The 10,533-nt window shown below is 66.0% G+C and carries 12 protein-coding genes; 6 read left to right on the forward strand and 6 right to left on the reverse strand.

The genetic code is table 11. The features are described from left to right. The coding region (locus AYJ54_RS51885; protein ID WP_430641389.1) for an aminotransferase class III-fold pyridoxal phosphate-dependent enzyme at positions 1-619 on the reverse strand (619 nt) is incomplete at its 3' end. A gap of 149 nt (positions 620-768) precedes the next feature. Between AYJ54_RS51885 and AYJ54_RS03790 the strand changes: the two genes are divergently transcribed. Continuing rightward, entirely contained in the window at positions 769-1,317 is a 549-nt protein-coding gene (locus AYJ54_RS03790) for a cupin domain-containing protein (protein ID WP_063696578.1), read from the forward strand. A gap of 448 nt (positions 1,318-1,765) precedes the next feature. Here AYJ54_RS03790 and AYJ54_RS03800 read toward each other — a convergent pair whose 3' ends face one another. The 3 genes from AYJ54_RS03800 to AYJ54_RS03810 are packed head-to-tail and all read right to left on the reverse strand — an operon-like array spanning position 1,766 to position 5,563. Further along, entirely contained in the window at positions 1,766-4,021 is a 2,256-nt protein-coding gene (locus AYJ54_RS03800; protein WP_063696582.1) for a xanthine dehydrogenase family protein molybdopterin-binding subunit, read from the reverse strand. Next, on the reverse strand, positions 4,014-5,069 hold the full coding sequence (locus AYJ54_RS03805) for an FAD binding domain-containing protein (protein WP_063696584.1): 1,056 nt from the start codon (positions 5,067-5,069) through the stop codon (positions 4,014-4,016). Before AYJ54_RS03805 ends, AYJ54_RS03800 begins: the two co-directional genes overlap by 8 nt. Next, positions 5,066-5,563: a (2Fe-2S)-binding protein gene (locus tag AYJ54_RS03810; protein ID WP_063696586.1), complete on the reverse strand. Its 498-nt coding sequence runs from the start codon at positions 5,561-5,563 to the stop codon at positions 5,066-5,068. Before AYJ54_RS03810 ends, AYJ54_RS03805 begins: the two co-directional genes overlap by 4 nt. A 239-nt stretch (positions 5,564-5,802) precedes the next feature. Here AYJ54_RS03810 and AYJ54_RS03815 point away from each other — a divergent pair, with 239 nt between their 5' ends. Then, entirely contained in the window at positions 5,803-6,441 is a 639-nt protein-coding gene (locus AYJ54_RS03815) for a TetR/AcrR family transcriptional regulator (protein WP_063696588.1), read from the forward strand. Between the two features lie 87 nt (positions 6,442-6,528). Beyond that, positions 6,529-6,936: a DUF4864 domain-containing protein gene (locus tag AYJ54_RS03820; RefSeq protein WP_063696590.1), complete on the forward strand. Its 408-nt coding sequence runs from the start codon at positions 6,529-6,531 to the stop codon at positions 6,934-6,936. On the opposite strand, the gene AYJ54_RS03825 is transcribed toward AYJ54_RS03820, so the two are convergent. Further along, the gene (locus AYJ54_RS03825; RefSeq protein ID WP_063696592.1) at positions 6,933-8,198 is read right to left on the reverse strand and encodes an MFS transporter; all 1,266 of its coding nucleotides are present in this window, start codon (positions 8,196-8,198) and stop codon (positions 6,933-6,935) included. The two genes, AYJ54_RS03820 and AYJ54_RS03825, sit on opposite strands and share 4 nt — an antisense overlap. Beyond that, a complete protein-coding gene (locus AYJ54_RS51890; RefSeq protein ID WP_245328865.1) occupies positions 8,137-8,616 on the reverse strand; it encodes a hypothetical protein in 480 nt (159 codons plus the stop codon). The genes AYJ54_RS03825 and AYJ54_RS51890 overlap by 62 nt, the downstream gene beginning before the upstream one ends. Before the next feature lie 33 nt (positions 8,617-8,649). On the opposite strand from AYJ54_RS51890, the gene AYJ54_RS51895 reads away from it, so the two are divergent. The 3 genes from AYJ54_RS51895 to AYJ54_RS03840 all read left to right on the forward strand — a co-directional run. Further along, positions 8,650-8,790 carry a hypothetical protein gene (locus tag AYJ54_RS51895; protein WP_245328866.1) on the forward strand — a complete coding sequence of 47 codons (141 nt, stop codon included), beginning with the start codon at positions 8,650-8,652 and terminating at the stop codon, positions 8,788-8,790. 77 nt (positions 8,791-8,867) lie between these two features. Further along, a complete protein-coding gene (locus AYJ54_RS03835) occupies positions 8,868-9,152 on the forward strand; it encodes a hypothetical protein (protein ID WP_063696680.1) in 285 nt (94 codons plus the stop codon). Between the two features lie 9 nt (positions 9,153-9,161). Further along, positions 9,162-10,533: TolC family protein (locus AYJ54_RS03840; RefSeq protein WP_063696682.1), on the forward strand; the 1,372-nt coding region annotated here is incomplete at its 3' end.

Genomic DNA, 10,533 nt, shown 5'->3' on the forward strand with positions numbered 1-10,533 from the left:
GCCGCTCGAGGTCGTCGGCGAGCTCGGCGCCATGCACCGGCTGGTCCTTGGCGAAGGCGTTGCGGTTAAGATCGTGGGTGTGGCGGATGTGGTCGACGCCAGGAAGATGGGTCGCGAAGGCGCGGCGGTTCGCCACCATGCCGCCGACCGACATGCCGCCGAAGCCGACACCGTGATAGCCGCGCTCGCGGCCGATCAGGCGGGTACGCGTCGGCTGGCCGGTGGCGCGGTGATAGGCGAGCGCGATCTTCAGCGCGGTGTCGACCGACTCGGAGCCGGAGTTGGTGAAGAAGATGCGATCGAGCCCCTTCGGCGCGATCTCGGCAAGCCGCTCGGCGAAGTCGAACGCCAGCGGATGGCCCATCTGGAACGACGGCGCGAAGTCCAGCGTCATCAGCTGCTTCTCTACGGCGGCGGCGATCTGCTTGCGGCCGTGGCCGGCATTGACGCACCATAGACCCGCGGAGCCGTCGATGACCTTGCGGCCGTCGACGCTGGTGTAATGCATGCCCTCGGCCGAGGAGAACAGACGCGGCGCCTTCTTGAACTGCCGGTTGGCCGTGAACGGCATCCAGTACGAATCGGTCTTGATGGTGTTCGGAATCTGATGAAGGGTCACGGGCGCCGCTCCTTTGCTGACCCTTCTAGCAGAGCCACGGCTTCAAAAACGCAACAAGTCCTTTTCTGCGCACCGGCAACCCATTGATTTGATTGGGGCTGCCGGTCCATATTTGCGCGATCCGCAACACCTGCAACAGGGATTTGGGCATGAGCGTCGACATCGGTGGACGGCTGCGATTCATCCGGGCGCGCCACAAGCTGTCGCAGCGGGAACTGGCAAAACGCGCGGGCGTCACCAATTCGACGATCTCGCTGATCGAGTCGAACCAGATGAACCCGTCCGTCGGCGCGCTGAAGCGCATCCTTGACGGCATCCCGATGGGGCTCGCCGAGTTCTTCGCGCTCGAGCCGGAGACGCGGCGCAAGATCTTCTACCGCGCGGAGGAGCTGACCGAGGTCGGCAAGAAGCCGATCTCCTACCGCCAGATCGGCGACAATCTGTTCGGCCGCAGCCTCCAGATCCTGAAAGAGCGTTACGAGCCGGGCAGTGACACCGGACGGGTGCCGCTGGTGCATGACGGCGAGGAAGGCGGCGTGGTGATCTCCGGCAAACTCGAGGTGACCGTCGAGGACGAGCGGCGCATCCTCAATCCCGGCGATGCCTATTATTTCGAAAGCCGCCGCCCGCACCGCTTCCGCTGCGTCGGCGGCAAGGCGTGCGAGGTGATCTCGGCCTGCACGCCGCCGACGTTCTGAGAGGCGCCGGCGCAGCAGCCGAACGCTCCGCCAGAGGAACTTGGTTCCAACGAAGGCTCGCCATCCGGTATCTTACGGGGCTTGAGGCATCTCAATTTCCGCGCGTCGAACCTCCATATGATGGAAGCCGTAGCCGAGCAACCTGGCGCGAAAGGTGCTGAGGTTATGGCCCCGGACTCCTAGGCACTCCGGGACCGCTTCGTAACAAAGGCTCGCGCGTGAAGACGCGTGAAGACCACTCTCGCCAACGCAGAAGCTGCGCTCGACGAAGTTCAGCGCGACACCAGCAAGCTCAGCTCGCGGGACCTGCGCAAGGCGATCGAGAAATACATCGAGACGCAGGAAATACATCGAGACGCAGAGAGAAGCGATCAAAGCTCTCCGCAGGAAGATGAACTGACGTGCCGCGGCGGAGCGAGAAGGTCTCGCCCCGCCCGCTGCCTCAAAGCTACGTCAACAGCTCTTCGATCTTGATCGGGAAGCGGCGCACCCGCACGCCCGTCGCGTGCCAGACCGCATTGGCGACCGCGCCGGCGCTGCCGGTGATGCCGATCTCGCCGACGCCCTTGATGCCGAGCGCATTGACGTGCGGGTCGTGCTCCTCGACTGTGATCACGTCGAGCGGCGGCACGTCGGCATTCACGGGGATGTGGTACTCGCCGAGATTGGCGTTCATGATCCGGCCGCTACGGCGGTCGGTGATGGCCTCCTCGTGCAGTGCGAACGACATGCCCCAGATCATGCCGCCGAAGAGCTGGCTCTTCACCAGATGCGGATTGACGATACGCCCCGCGGCGAAGGCGCCGACCATGCGGGTGACGCGGATCTGGCCAAGCTCGGGATCGACCTTCACTTCAGCGAACACCGCGCCATGCGCATGCATCGCGTATTCTTCCATCGCCGCAGGGTTCGGCGCGCCTGTGCCGCGCGCCTCGACCTCCGCGAGCCCGGCACGCGCGAGGATCTCCGCATAGCTCTCACCGCGGCTCTCATCGTCGCGCCGGAATAGTCTTCCGTCGCGCGCGATCACGCCGGCATTGCCGGCGCCGAACAGCGGCGAGCGCTCGTCATTGGTGGCGAGATCGGCGAGTTTGGCGATGACGGCCGCACCGGCGCTGTGGATCGCCGCACCCGCGGTTGCGGTGTGCGCGGAGCCGCCGGCGATGCCGGCGTCGGGCAGGTCGGACGTGCCAGCCTTGAACGCGACGCGATCAATGTCGAGGCCGAGACCATCGGCCGCGATCTGGGCGAGCGCCGTCCAGGCGCCCTGCCCCATGTCATGCGCGCCGATTTCCATGGCGCCCGAGCCGTCGCGACGGATCGCCGCGCGGGCTTCGGCCTGAAACATCAGCGCTGGGAACGTCGCGGTGCCTATGCCCCAGCCAACGAGAAGACCGGCATCGTCGCGCATCTGCCTCGGCTGAAGCGAGCGTCTCGCCCAGCCGAAGCGTGCCGCGCCCTGCTCGTAGCAGGCGCGCAGCGCCTTCGAGGAAAACGGCTTTCCCGTGATCGGCTCGACCTCGGCATAGTTCTTCAGGCGGAAGGCGAGCGGATCGATGCCGCAGGCCCAGGCCATCTCGTCGATCGCGCTTTCCAGCGCGATCGAGCCGGTCGCTTCCCCGGGCGCGCGCATGAACAGCGGCGTGCCGGTGTCGACGCGCACGGCATCGTGCGAGGTTCGGATCGCCGGGCTCGCATAGAGCGTGTGCGAGGCATCGGCCGCCGGCTCGTAGAAGTCGTCGAACGTGCTCGACACGGTCCTCGCGTGATGATCGAGAGCGGTCAGCCGTCCCTCGCCGTCAGTGCCCATGCGCAGTCGCTGGCGCGTCGGCGCGCGATGGCCGACCGGGCCATACATCTGCTCCCGGCGCAGCACGAGCTTGACCGGCTTGCCGACGAGCTTTGCGGCCATAATGCCGAGCACCGGGGGACCAGCCATCAGTCCCTTGGAGCCGAAGCCGCCACCGAGGAACGGGCTGCGGATGCGGATCTTGTCAGGCGCAATGCCGAACAATTCGGCAATGCGCGCAACCGACAGCATGAGGCCCTGGGTCGGCATGTCGATCGACAGACTGTCGCCGTCCCACACCGCGACGATCGCATGCGGCTCCATGGCGTTGTGATATTGCGGCGGCGTCTCATAAGTCGCCTCGATCCGCTTCTCGGCCGAGGCGAGACCGGCCTCGACATCGCCACGGTGATTTTCCGCGGGGTTGCCGACCCCGACGACGGGCGGCACGAAGCTGTCGCCGGCGTCGAGCCCGACACGCGCAGACAGCGTCTCGTAACGCGGCGCCAGCAGCGCTGCGCCTTCGGTCGCCGCCTCCAGCGTTACCGCGATCACCACGGCTATGGGCTGGTTGGCGTAGCGGACCTCGTCGCTCTGCAAGACTTCGATCCGGAACACGAACGGATTGGTCTTGATCTCGGGATCGATCGCAAGCTGTGGCCTGCGGTCGGGCGTCATGACGTCGACGACGCCGGGATGGCGCTTGGCCGCGTCGACATCGAGCGAGGTCACACGGCCGCGCGCGATGCTGGAGACCGCCATCACCGCAAACAGCATGCCGGCCGGATGATTGTCGGCGGCGTAAGTCGCCTGCCCCTTGACCTTGAGGATGCCGTCACGGCGGGTCAGAGGCTGGCCGATGTTCGAACCGTGCCGCAGATGGGCGGGAGCAGAGGTGAGACTGAGCTCAGGCATGGATGGCTCCGGAGGTCGAGGCAAAGGGAGAGGCCGGCAGCGCGGGCATGCGCGCAGGCGTGCCAGCGGCGGCAAGTGTCAGCGCGCGCGCGACGATGCGGCGCGCGAGCTCGATCTTGAAGGCGTTGTCGCCGGACGGTTTTGCTTCAGTAAGCGCGCGCTGGGCGGCTTGCTGGAAGACAGCCGCATCGGGCGCAGCGCCCTTGAGCACATCTTCCGCACCGCGAGCGCGCCAGGGTTTTGCCGCGACGCCGCCGAGCGCAAGCCGCGCTTCCTTGATCCTGCCGTTCTCGATCTGCAACGCGGCCGCAGCCGAGACCACGGCAAACGCGTAGGAGGTGCGCTCGCGGACCTTGAGATAGCGCGCATGCGCGGCAAAGCCGCGCGCAGCAGGCGGCAACCGCACCGCGACGATCAGATCACCAGGCTCGAGTGCCGAGTCACGCTCGGGCGTATCGGCGGGCAGGCGATGCAGCCCGTCGAGCGCGATCTCACGTCGGCCTTTCCTGCCTTCGATCTCGACAATCGCATCGAGCGCCACCAGTGGCACGCAGAAGTCGGACGGATGCGTGGCGATACAGCTCTCGCTCCAGCCGAGCACGGCGTGCGTCCGGTTCTCGCCGTCGCGCGCATCGCAACCGCTGCCGGCCTCGCGCTTGTTGCAGCGGCTGGCAGTGTCATAAAAATATGCGCAGCGTGTCCGTTGCAGGAGATTGCCGCCCACTGTAGCCGCGTTGCGCAGTTGCGCAGACGCGCCGGAGAGCAGCGCTTCGGCCACGGCCGGATAGGACCTTGCAAAGTCCTCATCATGAGCGAGATCGGCATTGCGCACGAGCGCGCCGATGCGCAAGCCGCCGTCGGCAAGAGGCTCGATCCGGTCGAGCCCCTTGAGATGCGTGACATCGACAAGAAGATCCGGACGGCTGACGCCGCCCTTCATCAGATCGAGCAGATTGGTGCCGGCGGCGAGGTATGTCGCCCCCGGTTGTGCGGCGGCGGCAACGGCCTCTGCGACCGTGGCGGGCCTGACGTAATCGAACGGTTTCATGCCGAGCGCCTCCGGTTCGTTTCGCTTGCACCGGCCTGTGCCTCAAGCACGGCATCGACGATGCCGGCATAGGCGCCGCAACGGCAGAGATTGCCGCTCATGCATTCGCGGATGCGCTCGGGATCGTCACCCGCCTGGCCTTCGCGCATCATTCCGATCGCGCTCATGATCTGGCCGGGCGTGCAGAAGCCGCACTGAAAGCCGTCATGGGCGATGAAGGCGGCCTGGACGGGGTGAAGCTGGTCGCCGCGCGCGACGCCTTCGATGGTGAGGATATCGGCGCCGTCATGGCTGATGGCGAGCGCGAGACAGGAGTTGATTCGCTTGCCGCCGACGAGAATGGTGCAGGCGCCGCACTGGCCGCGGTCGCATCCCTTCTTGGTTCCGGTCAGATGGAGGCGCTCACGCAAGAGATCGAGCAGCGTGACGCGCGGATCGTCGAGGACGAAGTCGCGCCGCGCACCGTTCACGGTGAGGCTGATGGAGTGGTTCATACAAGGCTCCGATCAGATTTGGACATGAGTGATCGCGCGGCGCGCCACCGCCGTGGCTGCCGTCGATTCCGCGCCGCTCGCACATGATCCGAGCCGACGTGCCAGCGAAGATACGGAGGCACCCTCCGTTTAACAAGAGCCATCGAAAAATATTGGAATCCGTCAAAGCCCGTGCGCAAACAACGCGATGCGGCGCGCAAAGGGTTCAATCTAACCAGATCGTGATCTAGATTGCCGGGATGGACGACCACGCCGACCAGATCCGGAAGCCCCGCGCCGATGCCGTGCGCAACCGCGAGCGCGTGCTCGAAGCGGCGAAAGTGGTGTTCAGCGCCGGCGGGCGCGAGGCGAGCCTGGAGGCCGTCGCCAAGCGCGCCGGCGTCGGCATCGGCACGCTCTATCGGCATTTCCCGACGCGCGAGGACTTGTTCGAGGCGGTGTACCGGCGCGAGGTCGAGCAGCTCAGCGAGCTTGCCGAGCAATTGCGAACCGCGAAAGATCCGGTCGACGCGCTCCGGCGCTGGCTGCGCTCCAATGTCGAATTCGTTGCCACAAAGAAGGGCATGTCCGCCGCGCTGGCGCTGACGTTCCAGAGTTCGTCGGAGCTCGCGGCGTTCTCGATGGATCGGCTGACCAAGGCGATCGGCTCGCTGCTCGACCGCGCGGTCGCGGCCGGCCAGATGCGCGCCGATGTCAGCCCGGAGGACCTGCTGAGGGCATTGGTCGGGATGTGCTACATGCACGACCAGCCCGGCTGGCAATCTTCGGTGCTGCGCATGCTCGACGTGTTCGTCGACGGACTACGCGTGCAGCCCGCCGCCAAGAGCAAGACGCGCATCGCGAAGCCCGCGAAACCGGCAGCGAAGCGGAAGCGATAGCGTCCGCGAAGAGTTCAAACGAACTCACGCGTCCCGTCTGGTTCGTGCTAGGATCGGCTCCGCCGGGACATCGACGTGGAGCCTGTGATGCGCATCGCAGCCTTGCTGGTCGCTCTCAGTGTTGTTTTCAGCCCCATGGCCGCGCGCGCCGATGATGTCGCCGCCGCACAGAGCGTCATCCGCGCCCAGGAGCAAGCGTTCGGCCGCGACGATGCGACCGCTGCCTATTCTTACGCCGCGCCGGAGATCAAGGAGCTATTCCCTACACCCGACATCTTCATGTCGATGGTTGAGAACGGCTATGCGCCGGTCTTCCGGCACAAGAGCTTTGAGTTCGGCGACAGCAGGAGCGAGGGCAACTGGATCGCCCAGCGCGTCCACATCATCGATGCCAATGGCGAAACCTGGGAGGCGCTCTACACGCTCGAACAGCAGTCGGACGGCAGCTACAAGATCACCGGCTGTTCGCTGCTGAAGGCGGGACAGGCGGTTTAGGTCGCAAAACCCGGGTCGGTCCTGACCGAATTCATCCGCGACCGGATCAGCAGCGCTACGACGATGCCGATATTGAGCGCGTTCCAGGCGACGCCGTTGGCGAACGCAGCGGCATAGGAGCCGGTGGCGTCGAAGATCACGCCCGACACCCAACCACCGAACGACATGCCGAACACGGAGGCGAAGATCACGATGCCGACGCGCGTTGCCGCCTCGCTGGCCGGCATCGCCTCGCGCACGATGATGGCGTAGCTCGGCACGATGCCACCCTGGAACAGGCCGAACATCGCGGAGATCAGGTAGAGCGAGGTGAGGCTGTCGAAGAACAGGTAGAACACCAGCGCAAAGCCTTGCGCCAGCGATCCGACCAGCAGCGTGCGGATGCCGCCGATCTTGTCGGCGAGGAAGCCCGAGCCGATGCGGCTGACGATGCCGCACGCCATCATCAGGGACAGCATCTCGGCGCCGCGCGCCACACCGTAGCCGAGATCGCCGCAATAGGCGACGATATGCACCTGCGGCATCGCCATGGCGACGCAGCAGGAGATGCTGGCGATCGACAGCAGCACCGTCAGCGTGTTGGTCGAAAGCTTGAGATCGACCCGCGGCGGCGGCGCATTGGCGTGATTGCGGACCTTGTCGTCGCCCATCTGCATGCGCAGGATCAGCACCAGGATCGTCATCAGGCTCGCGCAGACGATGCCGATCCCGATATGGGTCGTGCGCCAGCCGGCGGACTGCATGCCCCAGCTCACGATCGGCGGCCACGTCGTGCCGGCGACATAGTTGCCGCTCGCGACGATGGTCACCGCAAGCCCGCGATAGCGCTCGAACCAGTGCGAGGCCTCCGCCATCAGCGGCGCGAAGGTCGCCGACGTGCCGAGCCCGATCAGGAAATAGGCCGCCACGAATTGCCAGAGGTGGGTCGACAGGCCCGCCAATACGTTGGCGACGCCGAGAAAAGCGATGCTGATCGCCATTGCCGGCACGATGCCGAACCGGTCGGTGATCTTGCCGGCGATCACGCCGCCGAGGCCGAAACCGAACATCATGAGCGTAAAGGCCAGCGACACCGCACCGCGTGTGGCGCCGAATTCGGCCTGCACCACGGGAATCACCACCACGACCGCCCACATGCCGACGGCGCCGATCGAGCCGATAACAAGCGCGATCACGAGGCGCACCCAGGCCTGACGCGAGTCAGTGGTGAACGAAGGTGGTCTTTGTCCGGGATGATTTGGCGCGTGCACGGGCAGGACCATGTTCGTGGATGGCCTTGCGGTCAAGCATCGTGCCGCGATATTGGGCATGCGCGGTGCACTGCGGTAAGAAGAGCTTGGCGGAACCGCGATTTGCCATTAGTTTGCAATCTGCGTGTGCAACATTGCCGCGCAAAGAGCCTGTCGACGGATGTTGTTGCAATTGACGCGATCGATGCGAATCAGGGTGGGGCGGCTGGTCGCCCTCGCCTATTTGTTCTGCGTCCTCGCGCCGGCCGCGGCCCTCGCCTGGGGCAATGGTGCCGCGCCGTGCCTCGGCGATGACTTGCAGACGGTCAGTCTCGCACCAGAGCATCAGCACGGCGCGAACCACATGCACGCCGACCCGGCTCACGATCATGCTGGCATGCACGCGCATCACAAAACCGCCGCGCAGGGCGCGCCGGCCAAACATCATCATGATGGCAAAGGCCTACCTGGGCCGTGCTGCGCGATGATGTGCGTGAGCGCGCTGCCGGCCGCGCTGCCTGATATCGCCAAGCCGATCCAGCCGGTCTCCGCCTGCGCCCCGGAGGTCGCCGCCAGCCTGCACAGCGAGGCGCCGCCCCTGCTCTACCGCCCTCCCATCGCCTGACCTGACGTGACGACATGAGGCGACGCGCGCCCAGCGCGCGTGTGCCTGCGGTCATCAGGCAGATCAGGATTGAGGTCATGCTTACGCTTTTCGGAGCGAGGTTCGCCGCCGCATCTTCGGCGCGTGGACGACACTTTCTATTCCATTTGGCGCCGATGACGGCGATTGCGCTCGCGCTGTCCGGCTGCATGCCGGCAACCGTGCCGCTGCCAGGTGCGGATCCCGCCGATCCGGCGGCCAGGGTTGCGCGCGTCGGCTATCGCTCGACGATCGCGCCCTATGAGAGCCTGCGGCCGGCAACGCCGGCACCATGGCGCGAGCGCAACGACAGCGCTGCGCCTTCGCCCAAGACCGATCGATAGGAGCGCGCCATGGCAAACCATTTTGCGCGCGGCCTCGTCATTCTCTCCGCGCTTGGCCTGTCCGGCTGCGCCTCCTTCTCGCCGGACGGCGGCATGACGGCGGTTTCCGAGCTCACCAGCCAGACAATCGGGAAGGATGTCGCCTTCATCCGTTCCACCGACGGTGCGGCCGCAGTGAATGAGACCGTTCGCCACCTGCTGTCGCGCGCTCTGAGCGCCGATGCGGCGGTGCAGATCGCGCTCCTCAACAACAGCGGACTCCAGGCCACATACAACGAGCTGGCGCTCGCCGAGACTGATCTCGTGGAACAGAGCCTGCCGCCCAATCCGGTTTTCTCCGTCTCGCGGATCTCGGGTGATGGCGCGAGCGAAATCGAGCGCCAGGTCGTCGGCGATATTCTTGCGCTGGCGACGCTTCCATTCCGTTCGGACATCGCCCGCGACCGCTTCCGCCAGGCGCAGTTGCGCGCAGCGCTCGCAACGTTGCGGCTCGCCGCCGAGGTGCGGCGCGCCCATGTTCGAGCGGTTGCCGCCAACGAGATGGTGGCACTGCTCACCGATGCGAAGTCGACTGCCGAGTCCACCGCAAAGCTCGCCGTCAAGCTCGGCGAGACCGGATCGATCAACAAGCTCGATCAGGCCCGCGAGCAGGTATTTTATGCCGAGACCACCGCGGACCTCGCCACCGCGCGGCAGGCGGCCACGAGCGCGCGCGAAAGGCTCGCGCGCCTGATGGGCCTGTGGGACGACGGCCTCGACTTCCGCCTGCCCAACGCCTTGCCGCCGCTGCCGCGGCGGCCGCTCGCACTGCCCTCGATCGAGGCCGATGCGGTGGCCCATCGCATCGACCTCCAGATCGCGCGGCTGGAGCTGACGGCGCTGGCAAAGTCGCTGAATCTCACCGAGGCGACGCGCTTCGTCACACTGCTCGATCTCGCCGGCATCTCCCGCCGCACGCAGGATCCGGAAGGCGCGCCGTTCCGCGAGCGCGGCTTCGACGTGCAGTTCCAGATCCCAATCTTCGACGGCGGCGAGGTTCGGGTGCGGCAGGCGGCGGAGACCTACAACCTCGCCTTCAATCGCCTGACCGAGCGCGCCGTCAATGTCCGCTCGGAGGCGCGCGATGCCTACCGCGCATACCGATCGATCTACGACATTGCGAGCCATTACCAGCGCGAGATTTTGCCGTTGCGCAAGATCATCACCGAGGAGATGCAGCTCCGCTTCTCCAGCATGCAGGTCGATATCTTCGCGCTTCTCACCGAAGCGCGGCAGCGCCTTGCCTCGCTGCGTGGCGCGATCGATGCCAGACAAAACTTCTTCCTCGCGCAGTCCGACTTGCAGACCGCCGTCAATGGCGGCGGCTCGCCGTCGGGCGGCA

This window comes from Bradyrhizobium centrolobii (assembly GCF_001641635.1).
GTDB lineage: Bacteria > Pseudomonadota > Alphaproteobacteria > Rhizobiales > Xanthobacteraceae > Bradyrhizobium > Bradyrhizobium centrolobii.